Consider the following 14898-nt stretch of genomic DNA (forward strand, 5'->3'; position numbering starts at 1 on the left):
CCGCCGCCGGTTGCGAGCCGCGGATGGCCGCCGATTTCGAGACGTCTTGCGATGCTGGCAATCTACCCCTGTTTTGCCCGACGGAGCAAGCGAATTTAGCATTATCAGAAATACCGCCGCTCGCGCGGCAGGAACCTATGTTCCCGCATTCGCATTTGCTAGGGACACGCCAGCACCCCTGCGAGGTCCCCGTACATGCGCGACAGCGCCCTCACGCCGACGAAATCCGCGCCGACGCTGCTGCAAAGACTGGGGCCGGGCCTCGTCACCGGAGCTGCCGACGACGACCCGTCCGGCATCGCCACCTATTCGCAGGCCGGCGCGCAATTCGGCTACGGGCTGCTCTGGACCGTATTCCTGACCACGCCGTTCATGATCGCAATCCAGCTCGTCAGCGCGCGGATCGGCCGCGTCACCGGCAAGGGGCTCGCCGCCAACGTCATGCAGATCGCGCCGCGCTGGGCGGTTCTGGCCCTCATCGCCATGCTCGTGACCGCGAACACATTCAACATCGCCGCCGACATCGCCGCGATGGCCGAGGCCCTTTCGCTCGTCATCGGCGGCCTCAACCACGAACATGCGCTGATCTTCGCGGCGGGCTCCACCCTGCTCCAGGTGTTCCTGCCCTACCGCCGCTATTCGCCCGTCTTGAAATTCCTCACGCTGGCGCTGTTCGCCTATGTCGCGACCGCCTTCACGGTCAATATCCCCTGGAGCACGGCGCTGCTCGCCGCGGTGTGGCCGAAGGCGAATGTCAGCGGCGACTATTTCATGATGGTGGTCGCCGTGCTCGGCACCACCATCAGCCCCTATCTGTTCTTCTGGCAGGCCTCGCAGGAGGTGGAGGAGATGAACCAGGGCAAGCACGACAAGCCGCTTCGCCAGCTCAAGCGCGGCGGCAATCCGGAGCTCGCGCGCATCAGGGCCGACACCATCTCCGGCATGCTGCTGTCCAACGGCATAGCCTTCTTCATCATCCTCACCACGGCGTCGGTCCTGCATGCCAACGGCATCACCAACATCAATTCGGCCACCGAAGCGGCCGAAGCGCTGCGGCCGCTCGCCGGGGATTTCACCTTCGCCCTGTTTGCGATCGGCATCATCGGCACGGGCCTGCTCGCCATCCCGGTGCTGGCGGGCTCGGCCGCTTATGGCGTTGCGGAGATCTTCGGCTGGCGTGCCACGCTGGAGGCCAAGCCGGACGAAGCGGTCGGCTTCTACACCATCATCGCGGCGGCGACCCTGATCGGCTTCGGCCTCGGCTTCACCGGGATCGACTCGATCCACATGCTGGTGTGGAGCGCAGTGCTCAACGGCATCGTCGCCGTCCCCATCATGGCCATGATGATGCTGATCGTCTCGAGCCGCGTGATCATGGGCCGCTTCAGGGGCCGCTCATGGCTGATCGCGCTGGGCTGGCTCGGCACTGCGCTGATGGCGCTGGCCGTGCTCGCCCTGCTCGTCTCTTCGGTGGTTGGCTGACGAGACCGGCGAAAGCGCCGCCGGAACGCGCTCCCCGGCCGCATCGCTGCGCCCTTCACTCCGCTCCCCGCTTGGCCTAACAATGCGGTCAGGGCCCGGCCTGAGATCGGGCCACAAAAGAGGCCCGGCCGGGCGACAGGGAGCGATATGACCAAATCATCAAAAACAACAAGCATCGAGATTCTTGCCTGCGACGCCGGCTGGAGAAATTATCATTTCGTCAAGCTGACGACCGAAGACGGCGTCGTCGGCTGGAGCGAATTCGACGAGGGTTTTGGCTCGCCCGGCGTCGGAGCTGCCATCCAGCGCCTCTCCGCCCGTGTCCTCGGGCAGAACGTCTTCCAGCACGAGCGCATCTTTGCCGAATTGTTCGCGGCGACGCGTCCCGCCGCCGGCGGCGTGGTGGCGCAAGCCCTCGGTGCGATCGAGAACGCGCTGCTCGATGCCAAGGCGAAATCTCTCGGCGTCCCCTGCTACGAGCTGCTCGGCGGCAAGATCCGCGACCGTATCAGGGTCTACTGGTCGCATTGCGCCACTTGGCGCATCAATCACCCATCCTGGTACAAGCCGCCGATCGAAAGCCTCGATGGCGTCAAGGCCATGGGGCGCGAGGTGCGCGAAAAGAAGTTCACCGCGCTCAAGACCAACATCTTTTCCTATGACGACGGCAAGCCGACCGGCTGGCGCCCCGGCTTCGGCTCACCTTTCGCGCCCGAGATCAACGTCGACCGCAAGATCCTGCGCGACCTGCACATGCATCTGGAAGCGATCCGCGACGGTGCCGGCCCCGACGTCGACATCCTGCTCGACTGCAACTTCAACGCCAAGACCGAAGGCTATCTGAAGATCCTGCGCACCATTGCCGACCTCGACATGTTCTGGGTCGAGATCGACAGCTTCAATCCGGAAGCACTCGGCTATATCCGCAGGCAGAGCCCGCACCCCATCTCCTCCTGCGAGACGCTGCTGGGCCTGCGGGAATTCCTGCCCTATTTCCACGAGCAGGCGATGGACGTCGCGATCATCGACACGCCCTGGAACGGCGTCTGGCAATCGATGAAGATCGCAAGCGCTGCGGAAGCCTTCGAGGTCAACGTCGCCCCGCACAATTTCTACGGCCATCTCTGCTCGATGATGAACGCGCATTTCTGCGCCGCGGTGCCGAACCTGCGCATCATGGAGATCGACATCGATCGTCTGTCCTGGGACCGCGAGCTGTTCACGCATGAGCCGGAGCTTCAGGACGGCCATCTGATCGTTCCGGACCGGCCCGGCTGGGGCACCGAGCCGAATGAGGAAGCCTTGCGCGCGCATCCGGCGAAGACGAGTGGCGGGCTCCTCAATTACGGCCGCAAGGGCTGACAAGGGCGTGGACTCATAAAGGCGCCAACGTCGGCTTTTGGGACTTAGGGGAGATTCTCTGCTCCACCAGCGTATTGCCGTGACCCGAAGTCGACGAAGGCTTGGGAAGGAACAGACGGCCGAACTTGTCAAACGGGGCCAAGACACTGACGGGAGGCGCAAGGACGTTCGCGGTCGGGTCTCTTAGCCAGTGTTTCTGACCGCCTCAGCCAGAATGGCGTAAAGCTGCTGCCTGCTGAATTCCTTGGGCTGCTGCCTCTCCGCTGTATTCAACGACACCCTCCGTGTGACTGAACGGGCGCAGGGTGCCGACGACGGCCTCAGCTTCGGGGCCAGCCGTATCTTGGGCCGTGCTGTCGGCGACTTGTGGCCGCGCTTCAGGCTCAGACGGGTCAGCATGCCGCAGACCGCGTCACGACTGCACCCCAGACGACGCGCAATCTGCGCCGCGCTCTGTCCTGCGAACCAGAGCCTTTTCAGAAGCGCTATGTCTTTCGCATCCCAGCCCATGGGAGATACTATAGCGCCAATTGCCAGACGCGCTAGTCTAGTCTTCGTCCGGCTCGCGCACGACCGCCGGTTCGTCAGCATCACCTTCCTCATCGTCGTCTTCGTCGTCTTCGTCGTCTTCGTCTTCATCGGGATCGCGGGGCGGCATCACGATGCCGATAGGCATGAGTGGTATCCAGCCGCTGGCTGTGGTGGAAGATGCTTCGGAGGTGTGTTGCTTCATGTAGATGCTGCTCCTCGAAAAGCGCGCGCGGTCGAATATTCCCGACGTGCGGCACGCGAATGGGCTCGATCGTAGCAAGCGCGAGGGTGACATCGGATCGATTACACGAGCAGGACAGCACCCGCCCCCCAACTGGTGACGCTTGGAGCTACTTCACACCAGAAGACCCATTGGGCCCTATGTCCACCAAGACCTCGGCGGTCGCGACTTCGGGAACCCCAAGGTCGAGGTCATGTAGACTCGCCTGAACGAACGCAAATATCTTGGCGTTCGCTGCGCTAGACTAGCGCTTTCGCGGTCGTCGAATATCGTCACGGCGATACCGACACCGTCGCCCGAATCCAGCACATGGTAGGATCTGAATCCCTGCGATTGCCTTAGGATCTCACCGACGCCGCTCTTGAGCGACGAGCGGCGTCCGCTACCGAACGAACCTTGGTGTACTTGCGAATGACCATGTACATGGGGCCACCACGCGCCACACGCCCTCTCGCATCAAAGCATATCGGCCCCAGTCGGACCAGGACCAACTTTTGGTATAGGCAACAGCGTCCGGTTGGGCGCCGCGCAACGCGCCTTTCCAGTGAGCCATCCTCGCCCCGCAAGTGGGGGCGAGGTGCCGAGGCTCAGGAGCCCTCGAACTTGAACGATACGTTGAGCTTGGCGCGATAGGCCTCGACTTTACCCTTGTCATCCAGTTGCATATCGAGCTTTACGACCTCTGCAACTCGAAGATCCCGGAGAGATCTTGCGGCTTGTTCAACCGCGTTGGCGGCCGCCTTCTCCCATGAGTCGGAGCTGGTACCGACCAGTTCGATGACCTTGTAGACGCTATCGGGCATATCGTCCTCCTATTCAGCAGGAGCAGGAAATCTAGCACCAGTATCTCGACCCTGATACGTCTCGCGAATGCTGCAGAAAAGGTCCGATTGGCTGTCACTTCTTCACCAGAGAAGAAACTTGGGCCCGCTCTCCGTCGGGGTATACATTCTCATCGCGACCCTCAACGCACGCCCACATGGAATCTCCAACCGCCGGCCCCCTCCGAACAGGCGCTCATGCCCCGAAGCGGGCATTGTGGTGCGCGGGTTGAATGTGCAGCAAAGACACTGATGCTCCTTCTACGGCCGCAGGCTTCGTTGAAGGAAGGAAACCATATCTGCGACCGATTTGGCGCGAACCGCAGCGTCAAACCCCATCGAATAACCGGGCGCTGCGGCGAGGCAGGCGCCAAAAGCGCCAGGCTCGAATGGCTTCAGCTCGCCGTCAATCAGTAAGGCCGGCTGCTTCGGTCCGAGCAGGATGAGCGGACATTTTTTGGTGCTAACCAGATCCGGGTAGAAGCGGGCAGTGGTGAGATCGAGGGCAGTCCATGCATGATAGGCGCCCGGATAGACTACAGTCTGGATCGGCGCGGGCGCCCCGGCGGCGCGCGCGTAAGCCAGGTAACTCTCGATCTTTGTTACCGGCAGATTATCGTCCTTGCCGCCGAGCAGCATCAAGACCGGGGAGCCAGTATAGGCGGCAGGTCCGGCAATCGCGCCAAAAGTTCCTCCGGGATAGAACGCGACATGGGCCGCAGATCGCTCTCCTGGATTAAGCGCCGATCGCACCACCTCCATAGCCGCAAGATGGGCCACTTCGGCACCATACGAGAACCCGATGATCGCAACGTGCCCGGCTTCGATCCGGCATTCGGCGGAAAGAAAGCGCAGCGCAGCGTATGCATCCGCAACGCCAATCGGCAGATAGCCTGGTGATCCCTGCAGGGCAGCGCCTGTGGTTCCGCGCGCAGCAAAGCTGTCATAGGTCAACGTGGCGAATCCGATCTTGCGCAGCCCGCGGCGATATCGCCTTCGTGCGCGTCGCGATAACCGGCAAGCGTGTGCAGAACGATCACGGCGGGATAGCGATCCTTCATCTGTTCCGGGAGAGCGAGGGTGGCCTTTATCGTCACCGGCCCGGTCGAAGGCTCGCGCGCCAAAAGCTGGCGCATGTCGCTGTAGGTGGCAGATTGAAACGTGATCGTGCCTGTCTGCAAGGTCTGGCAATGTCCCGCCGTCGCTCCAAATGTGAACGCCGCCATCACTGCCCCTAAGACCCGGTACATTGGAGTGCTTTCGCTTCGGCTTGATCGGCAAAACCACTCCGCCGGCTGCACGGAAGCTACGTCCGCCGTTGCCCTCAACGGACCTTCGTAAAATGACGCTTCTGCGCCGCTGTTGGCAAAGAAGCGGACATCGCGGGTTTCTGAGCTACGGCGTCACGGGATTGACGGTCGGGGACGTCTTGGGCCCCGGCCGCGCCGGCTCGATCGGTGACTTCGGTTCGGTCGGAAGCACGTCGGCGCCCGCGGCGCGCGCCGCTTCTCCCGTGGTCGCGTACATTGCGACATGGGCCGGCTGAGTCTTGGCGCGGCTCCAGGGTCCGTGGTCGACGATCAGCATAGCCGCAATCGTCACCCCCGCGACGATCAGCGCGATCACGCCGGGATGGCGGAGTGCGGTGTAGATGGACTTCGCGAAACGACCACTTGTCATCGATGGATCCGCTCTTTTCCCTATCACAGGTTAACTCAATCGCGCCCCAGCCGGTTCCCCGCCCCCAATCAAGCAAGTTCCAGGCCAACGATGGTCAACTCTGCTGGTGCGGCCGAATCCCAGTTGGGAACACGCCTCCGACCGCTCCGCTTTCGGCGCGCGAACGTCGTTTACCGCTTCACTCACCTGGAGCGATCGCGTTGCTCGGCGTCGGCCGATCGGCGATCTGCTGGCCGAATAGGCTGCCGATCAGCTCGACTGCAGCACGCGCCGTCCGACCACGTTCATCCAGGAAGGGATTGAGCTCGACGATATCGACCGATCCTACCATGCCGGAATCGTGCAACAGCTCCATGATCAGGTGCGCCTCGCGATAGGTGGCGCCACCCGGCACGGTGGTACCGACGCCCGGCGCCACGGAGGGGTCGAGGAAATCGACGTCGAAGCTGACATGCAGCACGCCATTGCTCGCCTTGACCCGCTCGATGACGCGCCGGATCATGACGGCGACGCCGAACTCGTCGATCTGGCGCATGTCGACGATCCTGATCCGACGCAAGCGAATCAACTCCTTTTCGAGCTTGTCGATCGAACGCGCGCCGAACAGGTCCAGCCTGTCCGGGGCGATCGAAGCGCGCGGATCGTCGCCGAGCAGGCCGTCGAGGCCGGGCTCGCCGCACAAGAAGGCGGCTGACATGCCGTGCATGTTCGCGGTGATCGTCGTCTCCGGCGTGTTGTAGTCGGCGTGGGCATCGAGCCAGAGCACGAAGAGTTCGCGTCCACATTCCTGCCAATGACGCGCCATCCCATTGACCGACCCCATCGACAACGTGTGATCGCCGCCGAGGAAGATCGGCAGCGCGCCGGTTGTCGCGATCTCATAGCCTCTGCGGCTCAGGACGCGCGTCCAGCGCTGGATTTCGCGATAGTGATTGGCATTTTCGGGCGGCGTGTCGGTGAGGTCCCGGACTTCGGCTACGGAAAGATCGCCATAGTCGACAACCTCGAAATCCAAGCTTTCGAGCAGTGTCGCAAGGCCGGCAGTGCGCAGCGCCGCAGGGCCCATCAAGGTGCCGCGCTGCGAAGCCCCCATGTCGATGGGAGCGCCGAGCAAGGCGATGCGCCGGGCTCGATCCGTTATGGTCCGATCGGTCACGGCCGTCTCCTGACATCAGCAAGGTTGACCCAGCCTAACAGAGATTCGCACCCGTCGTTTCCCGAAGTACGCCGCCGCCGTCGACGTATCCCGGAACAAAATCCCGTGCGCTGAATTGCCCATCCAATGCCGGCACCCGTCGTGAGCCACGCGCCTGTCGCGGATAGCCATAGGTGTCGGCTTCCATCGTCAGGCCTGGAGGTCTTGCGCTTGAGCACGGAGATACCGCATTCCACTTCCCAACCCGGCGTGGCCGAGCGTGCCATCGATGCAGCGACGGATGTCTCCCGCACGGTCGGTGAAGTCGCCGGAGGCCTGCATGCAGCTGTCGACCGCCTTTCATCTACAATCGAGGAAGCTCGAAAGCCTGGCGGGGCTCTTTCGACAATCGCAGCGATCACGCGCGAAGCACCGCTTGCCAGCCTGCTCGTCGCTTTCCTCTTTGGCGTGGCGATCGCGCGCCGGCGGTAGAAGCGAAACCGCCCCGTTCAGGCAGCGCTGACAGCGTCGAGCTCAGCCGCCAGGAATTGCTTTTCGAATGCTTCGGCAGGTATCGGACGGCCGAAGAAATATCCCTGCCCTTCCTCGCATCCCATGCTGACCAGGAGGTCGGCAGTTGCGCGGTTCTCGATGCCTTCAGCCACGACCGTGAGACTGAGCTGCTTGCTGAGTCCGATTGTCGAGCCGACGATTGCAGCGTCGTCGGAGTTCGCGAGAAGACCGAAAACGAACGAGCGGTCGATCTTGAGCCCGTCGAGCGGAAATTTCTTGAGATAGCTCAGGCTCGCATAGCCGGTACCGAAATCATCGAACAGGACTCGGACGCCGAGCTCCTGAATTCGCTTGAAGATGGCGAGCACGCGGCGTTCATCCTGGAGCAGGATGTCTTCGGTGACTTCGATTTCGAGAAGCGATGGCGTCAGCCCCGTCGCTTCGAGCAGTGCTGCAACGGAATGCGCGAGGTCGCCGGATTGAAGCTGCGAGGGCGAGAGGTTGATCGCGACGCGCACGTTGTTACCGGACAATTCCCAGGCTCGCGCCTGGCGGCAGGCGGTCTCCATCACCCAGTTCGCAATCCGCTCCGACAGGGCCGAAGTGTTGACCACCGGCATGAACTCTCCGGGCGAGACGTAGCCGCGCACCGGATGTCGCCAGCGGATGAGTGCTTCGGCCCCGACCAGACTGCCGTCGATCAGACGAACCTGCGGCTGGTAGAATAGTTCGAACTCGCCGCGGTCCGCGGCAAGCGCCAGCTCGCTCTCCAGCGTCAGCCGGTTCTCGAGCTCCTGCCTGATCGCACTTTCGAAGATCACATGGCTGCCACGCCGCGTCGCCTTCGCGCGGCTCAGCGCCAGATGGCCATTGCTCAGGAGATCGTCAGCCTTTTGCCCGCCTTCCGGATAGACGGCAACGCCGACGCTGATCCTGACGCGGTGCTGCCGCGTGCCGGTTGCGAGCGGCGCTTCAAACGCGTGCGCGATCCGCTCGGCAAAGGCCGCGAAGGGCTCGCCGGCTTCCGCGCAATCGATCGCGATGGCGAATTCGTCGCCGCTGAGCCGTGCGACGATCGCCTGACCATCGACCTCGCCCCGGAGACGCTCGGCGACGGCGCGCAGCACGAGGTCGCCGGCGGAATGTCCGAGCATATCGTTGATCTCTTGGAAACCGTCGAGCCCGAGCACGAGCAGCGCGACGCCGGAAGACCGCCGCTCCGCCGCACCGATCAGCTCGGTGAGGCCCACATGCAGCATGTTCCGGTTGGCAAGACCCGTCAGCGCGTCGTGTTCTGCCAGGTAGCGAATACGTTCGGCTTCACGTTTGCGGACCGAAATATCGCGCAGGATCGCTCCGTATTGAAAGCCTTCCGCTCCCTGCCAGCCCGAGAAGCTCGCCTCGACCGGGAAGGTTTCCCCGTTCTTGCGCCGGCCCTCGAACTCGACGACGACCGCCCCGCCAGGAACCAGAAGCGCCTGGCGCGCGGCGTCGTGCATGGGCGGCCTTGCATCGCCGTCCACCGGCAAAGCGCACAGCGTTTCGAACGGGCGGCCGATGATCTCGGCCGGCATGTAGCCGAAGATCGCGCTCGCGCCGGGATTCCAGACCGTGATCCGGTGATCCTCGTCGGTGCAGACGAGCCCGTCGCCGAGCGACATCGCGATGCGATGAAAGCGGCTCTCGGCGACGCGCCCGAGCAGACCGCGGAAATCGATTTCGTCCAGCGCAATTGCCGTCAGATAAGCGACGATCGCGATGTGGAACAGGGACGTGTCGATGACGAGGGGCCATCTTGCCTGCACGAGGGCTGCGACCAGTTCGACGGCCGCCCCGGCTGCGATCAGGATTGCGACGCGAATTCCCGGCGCGAAGCGGCGCCACGAATACATCATCAGCAGGCAGATTGCGCCCAGGCCCAGGATCATGCCGATATCGGACGTCCAGCGCAGCATCCGGTTCTGCAGGATCGATTCAGCGGCCAGCGCCTGGAGGATCGGCCCTGAGATGATCTTGCCGTTCGGAACGCTGAACCGGTCACCGAGCTCGAGCGCCGTAGCACCGACGACGATCTTCCTGTCCTTGAGCTTGCCGAGAACGGCGGCATCGCCGCGCAGCACGTCAATATAGGAGACAGCGGGAATGGAAGCCGCCCGAATACCGAAATCTATCAGGAAGGGGGGCCGCCGATTGGCGTCCTGTCCCGCCAGCACAACCGCCATCGAAGGCATCAAGGCGTCGCCAAACTTCTCGCCGACCGGATAGCGACGTACGAGTCCGTCGGATTCGACGGCGACATTGACCACGGCAGGCCATGAGTGGTTGCTGAACGGCTTCAGGGGCCGATTGATGTGGCTCGCGCCACCATTCGGCGCCGGCTGCTTGAAGGAAGGCAAGATCGTCGAACCGCCGACGTCGCGAAGTGCCTTGAGGAAGGCCTCATCCGAAACCGGATCCGAGGGCGTGCTGAAATCGACATCCATCGCGATGTCTCCCGCTCCCGCCGCCTCGAGCTTGCGCAACAGCTCCGCGTGCAACTGGCGCGGCCAAGGCCACACTCCGATCTGCGCGATCGATGGGGCGTCAATCGCCACCACGAGAACATTGCCGCTGGCGTCACGCGATTGCCATTTGAACCGCAGATCGGTGAGCGCGTTGCGAAGCGCCCCGTGCCATCCCGTGGACAGCACGACCGCAAGCGCGATCACGACGAGAATATGCGGCCGATAGGCTTTCACTCCACCCTCCTGCGCACCCGCGTCGGCAGGTGCGCCCTGTCATCCCCTAGCAAATCGTCTCAGCGTCTGTTGTGGCCGTAGGCATTGCCATGGCCGCTGCTGCCGTTACCGCCGCCATTCCCATTGCCGTTGCCGTTGTTGCCCATGCCATTGCCGGCTGCGGCGCTGTTGTCGTTGCCGTAACCGTTGTTACCACTGTTACCGCCATTGCCGTTGTTGCCGCTGCCATTGCCGGAATTGCCGTTGCCACCGAGGTTTCCGTTGTTGGCGCGCGAGTTATCGCTGGATGCACCGGCTGTCGTTGCGGCGATCGCCGCGTTTGCGCTGGAGGTGCCATTGGCGGCAGCTGCGGCACCACTGGTTACCGCGCTGTTGGATGCTGCCGAGTTGGTCTTGCCATCGTTCCAAACCGTCTGGCTGCCGGTGCTGGCATTCGCGTTGCGCACCTGTCCTGCCGCAGCGCCGCCGTGGGCGAGGCCGCGCGTGACCTTGTGGACGTTCAGCTTGACTTCGCCGAGCGAGTTCGAAATGCGCACGACGCCGGCCTTGGAGGCATGCGCTCCAGCCGCCTGATGCGATGGCTTCGGGGCGCCAGCCGTCTTGGCCCCCTTGTCGATCGGGCCGAGCGCATGGATCGCATGGCCGTTCGCCGCATTGCGCGGCGCCGACAGGCCCGATTTCGGCACGGGAACACGCTCAATCGTCGGGGCGCGAGGCTTGCCGCGCTCGATCGGATTGAACGACCCGGCGCCGCTGAGGCTGAGACCGGGCTTGCCGTGCTCAAAGACCGTGGCCGCTTGCCCCGGCATGAGCTGGGCAATCTGGCCCGTCTTGAAATCGGAGACTTCGACCTGGCCGCGGAGCACGCCGACCTTGGTGCTGCCCGCACCTACCGTGACGCTGAACTGCGTTCCCTTGACCACGGCGGCGAGATACGGCGTCTCGACCTCGAAATGCTTGACGTTGCGCTTCTCGACCTCGAGCAGGATCGAACCCGCCTGCTGGACGATGGTGGTCGAGAGCCCTTCCTTCTTCTCGGCCGGCAAGCCCACCACCGAATTGGGAGAGATCAGAATCGTTTCCTCGCCGCGGACAAGCAGGACGCGTCCGTTGCGCCCGGTGCGAACGGTATCGCCCGGTTTCAGCGTCCCTTCCTGGCTCAGCCATACCGGCTGCGCGCCGCTCGTTGCAAGCCAGACCTCGCCTGAGGACTTGCTGACAGACCACACACCGTCATCCGCAGCGAATGCACCGGAAGCCCGTGCCAGAGCCAGCGCCACCACGAAGGCGCACCGCATTCCAACTTTGCCAAGCATGACGATCCTCAGTCCGCGTTACAGCCGGATCTTGAGGCGTATCCGAAATCACTCAAGAGAGGATTAGCAGGAAGAGGCCAGTGGCGCGGCCTCATTAACCAATCATTGACCATAAAAACCTAAGAAAAATCATGCGGCTAACGAAGCCTTACCGCCACATGGCAATCCCTCCGTCAGACTACGGAGACGGGCTTGCTGCGCGTGGCGGGAAGCGGCATCTCATTACCGCATTGGCGTTGTTGGCACCTATTTTCACGGGAGTTCCGCAGGCACTCGCACAACAGGCGAACCAGCCGGGTTTCGATCCGCGTCAGCCCGAGAAATACTTTGAAAACCAAACCGAACGGGAATCGCAGAGCCGGCCTCCGGTCAAGCTGCCCACAGTCGACCGGCCAAGCACCGGTGGCGATGCCAAGCTGCAGTTCATGCTGCGCGGGATTAGCGTCATCGGCGCTCACGCTGTCTCCCGCGAGCGCATCGCCGCGGTCTATCAGCCCTATCTCGCCAAGAAGGTCTCGCAGGCGGATCTCGCCGCGATCGCCGGCGCGATCAGCGACCTCTACCGCGAAGCTGGATTCCACTTAAGCCGTGCCATCGTGCCGCCGCAGGACATTGTCGACGGCCGGGTCCGCATCCAGGTCATCGAAGGCGCCATCGTGCAGGCCGAGCTGAAAGGCGATGGCGCCGAGCAGTTCGGCGTAAGGCCGATGCTCGGGCCGGTTCTGGCCGAACAACCGTCGCGGCTCGCAACGCTCGAACGCCAGCTCTTCCTGATCAACGGCAGGCCGGGCGTCCGGATCACCGACACAGCGCTGGAGGAGATCGGCGGTACGACCGGCCGCTTCCGCCTGACCATCTATTTGAAGACTTGGCACGTCTTCTCCTCATTCGCCCTCGATAATCTCGGATCGTCGTCGGTCGGCCCCTGGCAAACCTACGCGACCGGCGCATTCAACTCCTACCTCGCGCCCGGCGACGCGCTGGCCGTCAACATGTCGACCATTGCCAACGACCCCCGCGAACTCGGATTCGCACGCCTGTCCTATGACGCGCCCATCGCCGTCGACGGTGTGCGCCTCGGCGCTTCCGTCCTGTACAGCGCAGTCCGGCCCGGCGACGCACGCCGTCTCGACAGCGACATTACCACGACCGAAGCTTTCGAGGTGCGGGCAAGCAGCGTGCCCTTCCTGTCGCAATCCTCGGGGCTGACGCTTACCCTGGCTGGGAGCTTCAGCAACGTGTCCGAGCACGACATTTACGGCCCCTGGTACAACGACCACATCAGAACCGCCAGCCTGACCGCCGACTACCGGCTCCAGGATCGCTTCGGCGGCACGAACCTGGTGACGCTGACCTACCGCCAAGGCCTCGACGTCTTTGGCGCATCGCATTTCGACGACGCTCTGTTGTCGCGCCACGGCGCCTCATCGAATTTCTCGGTTCTGAACTTCTGGTTCACGCGCTACCAGACATTCAACGACGCCTGGTCGCTCAAGCTCGCAGCCGCGAGCCAGACCGCGTCTCGGCCCCTATTCGCCTCGCAGCAATTCTATCTTGGCGGCGCAGCCTTCGGCCGGGGCTATGGCGCAGCCGAGATCAGCGGCGACAACGCCCTTGCCGGCTCGCTCGAACTGCGCTTCGATCAGAAGCTCAATTTCCGCTATTGGACCGGCTATCAGCTCTACGTCTTCGGCGACGCCGGCGCGGTCTGGAACGACGGTTACCGTCTGAGCGACGGCCTGTCGCTGACATCGGCCGGGGCCGGTGTGCGGTTCTTCTTGCCGGACGATCTCCAGGCGGATCTCGGCGTGGCTGTCCCCTTGAGCTACCGGGCGCCGGACAACGAGCGCCGCAGCCCACGCTTCCTCTTCACACTGTCGAGCGCGTTCCGGGTCTGCCCCGAGCGCGGCAGGGCCCATTGTCTCTAGCCGCCCCCTCCTTCGGTCGATCGACCCGGTGTGCGGCCCTTTTGCGGCTTTGCTCACAAACTTGCCTAAATTTAATCCGGTAACCTGCTCGCGATCGCTCGACCGGGAGTTCCCGATCACCATGTTCAGTCAAAGGTGATTTGAGACAGAACCATGAGGAAGGTGTTTGCAATTCTGGCTTTACTCTGCGTCCTTGGTGTCGGGCAGTATTTCGTCGTCAGCCAGTTCGCAATCCGCCATGAGACCTTGACCCTGTTCGACGCCTCGCGCCAGCGGCCGATCTCGGTGGAGGTTGCCGTGCGGCGCGACTACGAAACCAAGGCCAATCTCGGCCTATGGAAGCTCCCGCTCGCCATCATCAGCAACGGCAATACCGTCAAGGCCACCGAATATTCCTTCCTCGCCAACGTCCTCGCCGCGCGAGGCTATCTGGTCGCCAGCATCCAGCAGGACTTGCCGAGCGATCCGCCGCTGATGACCCATGTCGGCCAGCCATATGTCGGCCGGCGTGACGTCTACATCCGCTGCGAAGCCAACATTCTCTTCGTGCTGGGCGAACTGAAGAGGCGGCAGGAGAACGTCGAATACGACCACATCACCCTCGTCGGCCACTCCAACGGCGGCGATGTCTCCATGTACGTCGCCCATCAGCACCCGGAGCTGGTGTCGAAAGTGATCACGCTCGACAATCTGCGGGTGCCCTTCGTACTCAGCGACCACATGAAGATCCTGTCGTTCCGCTCGAAGGACCCGCATTTCGTGACAGATCCCGGCGTGCTGCCGACGCCGGAAGAGGCCAAGGCGCGCGGCATCGATATCATCAACACCGGCGCGCAGCACACGGAGATGAGCGATCGTGGTCCGGACTCGGTCAAGGAGAGGATCCAGGAGACGCTCGACCGCTTCCTGCGTGACAGCGCCAGCAGCGCGCTTGCGCCGGCGGATACGAAGAGCCCAATGATCATGAATCCAGGCGACTACTAGCCGGGAACGCTTTGCGGCAGATCAAGGCGGCTCCAAAGCGGCACGATAGAAGAGCGATATGGCCTCGGAGAGACACGTGTCGCACTATACCGGAAGTCTTGATACGAAAAGCCTTGATACGAAAAGCCTTGGCCTGCCCGCGGCAAGAATGCCGGCATTCGTACGGC

General features: G+C 63.1%; 14 protein-coding genes and 1 pseudogene. 5 read left to right on the plus strand and 10 right to left on the minus strand.

What is annotated here, in order from left to right; genetic code table 11:
- Positions 1 to 195 precede the first annotated feature (195 nt).
- Together ACSHT2_RS11535 and ACSHT2_RS11540 are read left to right on the plus strand one after the other, a co-directional pair.
- Complete coding sequence (locus tag ACSHT2_RS11535; protein ID WP_440641671.1) at positions 196 to 1482, plus strand: NRAMP family divalent metal transporter; 1287 nt, start codon at positions 196 to 198, stop codon at positions 1480 to 1482.
- 147 nt (positions 1483 to 1629) lie between these two features.
- Positions 1630 to 2844, plus strand: a complete 1215-nt coding sequence (locus tag ACSHT2_RS11540) for a mandelate racemase/muconate lactonizing enzyme family protein (protein ID WP_440641672.1) — start codon at positions 1630 to 1632, stop codon at positions 2842 to 2844.
- Positions 2845 to 3027: 183 nt separating this feature from the next.
- Here the strand turns inward: ACSHT2_RS11540 and ACSHT2_RS11545 are convergent, their stop codons facing one another.
- From ACSHT2_RS11545 to rocF, 8 genes and pseudogenes are all read right to left on the minus strand, one after another.
- On the minus strand, positions 3028 to 3447 hold the full coding sequence (locus tag ACSHT2_RS11545; RefSeq protein WP_440641673.1) for a GcrA family cell cycle regulator: 420 nt from the start codon (positions 3445 to 3447) through the stop codon (positions 3028 to 3030).
- A complete protein-coding gene (locus ACSHT2_RS11550; protein WP_440641674.1) occupies positions 3392 to 3577 on the minus strand; it encodes a hypothetical protein in 186 nt (61 codons plus the stop codon). Before ACSHT2_RS11550 ends, ACSHT2_RS11545 begins: the two co-directional genes overlap by 56 nt.
- Positions 3578 to 3725: 148 nt before the next feature.
- Positions 3726 to 4041: pseudogene (locus ACSHT2_RS11555) on the minus strand (hypothetical protein).
- Positions 4042 to 4203: 162 nt separating this feature from the next.
- Entirely contained in the window at positions 4204 to 4419 is a 216-nt protein-coding gene (locus ACSHT2_RS11560) for a dodecin family protein (RefSeq protein ID WP_440641675.1), read from the minus strand.
- A gap of 279 nt (positions 4420 to 4698) precedes the next feature.
- A complete protein-coding gene (locus tag ACSHT2_RS11565; RefSeq protein ID WP_440641676.1) occupies positions 4699 to 5391 on the minus strand; it encodes a dienelactone hydrolase family protein in 693 nt (230 codons plus the stop codon).
- Positions 5388 to 5663, minus strand: coding sequence for a hypothetical protein (locus ACSHT2_RS11570; RefSeq protein WP_440641677.1), 276 nt, complete (start codon positions 5661 to 5663; stop codon positions 5388 to 5390). The genes ACSHT2_RS11565 and ACSHT2_RS11570 overlap by 4 nt, the downstream gene beginning before the upstream one ends.
- Positions 5664 to 5832: 169 nt before the next feature.
- The gene (locus tag ACSHT2_RS11575) at positions 5833 to 6117 is read right to left on the minus strand and encodes a hypothetical protein (RefSeq protein ID WP_440641678.1); all 285 of its coding nucleotides are present in this window, start codon (positions 6115 to 6117) and stop codon (positions 5833 to 5835) included.
- Between the two features lie 178 nt (positions 6118 to 6295).
- Positions 6296 to 7273, minus strand: a complete 978-nt coding sequence (gene rocF / locus ACSHT2_RS11580) for an arginase (RefSeq protein WP_440641679.1) — start codon at positions 7271 to 7273, stop codon at positions 6296 to 6298.
- A gap of 210 nt (positions 7274 to 7483) precedes the next feature.
- On the opposite strand from rocF, the gene ACSHT2_RS11585 reads away from it, so the two are divergent.
- Complete coding sequence (locus ACSHT2_RS11585) at positions 7484 to 7744, plus strand: hypothetical protein (protein ID WP_440642818.1); 261 nt, start codon at positions 7484 to 7486, stop codon at positions 7742 to 7744.
- A 17-nt stretch (positions 7745 to 7761) separates the two neighbouring features.
- Here the strand turns inward: ACSHT2_RS11585 and ACSHT2_RS11590 are convergent, their stop codons facing one another.
- Positions 7762 to 10503 carry an EAL domain-containing protein gene (locus ACSHT2_RS11590; protein ID WP_440641680.1) on the minus strand — a complete coding sequence of 914 codons (2742 nt, stop codon included), beginning with the start codon at positions 10501 to 10503 and terminating at the stop codon, positions 7762 to 7764.
- A gap of 59 nt (positions 10504 to 10562) precedes the next feature.
- Positions 10563 to 11819: a FecR domain-containing protein gene (locus ACSHT2_RS11595; RefSeq protein WP_440641681.1), complete on the minus strand. Its 1257-nt coding sequence runs from the start codon at positions 11817 to 11819 to the stop codon at positions 10563 to 10565.
- A gap of 131 nt (positions 11820 to 11950) precedes the next feature.
- Between ACSHT2_RS11595 and ACSHT2_RS11600 the strand changes: the two genes are divergently transcribed.
- Both ACSHT2_RS11600 and ACSHT2_RS11605 read left to right on the plus strand, forming a co-directional pair.
- Positions 11951 to 13747 carry a ShlB/FhaC/HecB family hemolysin secretion/activation protein gene (locus tag ACSHT2_RS11600; protein WP_440641682.1) on the plus strand — a complete coding sequence of 599 codons (1797 nt, stop codon included), beginning with the start codon at positions 11951 to 11953 and terminating at the stop codon, positions 13745 to 13747.
- Between the two features lie 153 nt (positions 13748 to 13900).
- On the plus strand, positions 13901 to 14731 hold the full coding sequence (locus tag ACSHT2_RS11605) for an alpha/beta fold hydrolase (protein WP_440641683.1): 831 nt from the start codon (positions 13901 to 13903) through the stop codon (positions 14729 to 14731).
- The last annotated feature ends 167 nt before the right edge of the window (positions 14732 to 14898 follow it).

This window comes from Bradyrhizobium sp. PUT101 (genome assembly GCF_052043945.1).
GTDB lineage: Bacteria > Pseudomonadota > Alphaproteobacteria > Rhizobiales > Xanthobacteraceae > Bradyrhizobium.

Excerpts from the sequence above, each read along its gene's own strand:
- ACSHT2_RS11535 (WP_440641671.1), top strand. The coding sequence starts at position 196 with ATGCGCGACAGCGCCCTCACGCCGACGAAATCCGCGCCGACGCTGCTG.
- ACSHT2_RS11540 (WP_440641672.1), top strand. The coding sequence starts at position 1,630 with ATGACCAAATCATCAAAAACAACAAGCATCGAGATTCTTGCCTGCGAC.
- ACSHT2_RS11545 (WP_440641673.1), bottom strand. The coding sequence starts at position 3,447 with ATGAGGAAGGTGATGCTGACGAACCGGCGGTCGTGCGCGAGCCGGACG.
- ACSHT2_RS11550 (WP_440641674.1), bottom strand. The coding sequence starts at position 3,577 with ATGAAGCAACACACCTCCGAAGCATCTTCCACCACAGCCAGCGGCTGG.
- ACSHT2_RS11560 (WP_440641675.1), bottom strand. The coding sequence starts at position 4,419 with ATGCCCGATAGCGTCTACAAGGTCATCGAACTGGTCGGTACCAGCTCC.
- ACSHT2_RS11570 (WP_440641677.1), bottom strand. The coding sequence starts at position 5,663 with ATGGCGGCGTTCACATTTGGAGCGACGGCGGGACATTGCCAGACCTTG.
- ACSHT2_RS11575 (WP_440641678.1), bottom strand. The coding sequence starts at position 6,117 with ATGACAAGTGGTCGTTTCGCGAAGTCCATCTACACCGCACTCCGCCAT.
- ACSHT2_RS11595 (WP_440641681.1), bottom strand. The coding sequence starts at position 11,819 with ATGCTTGGCAAAGTTGGAATGCGGTGCGCCTTCGTGGTGGCGCTGGCT.
- ACSHT2_RS11600 (WP_440641682.1), top strand. The coding sequence starts at position 11,951 with ATGCGGCTAACGAAGCCTTACCGCCACATGGCAATCCCTCCGTCAGAC.
- ACSHT2_RS11605 (WP_440641683.1), top strand. The coding sequence starts at position 13,901 with ATGAGGAAGGTGTTTGCAATTCTGGCTTTACTCTGCGTCCTTGGTGTC.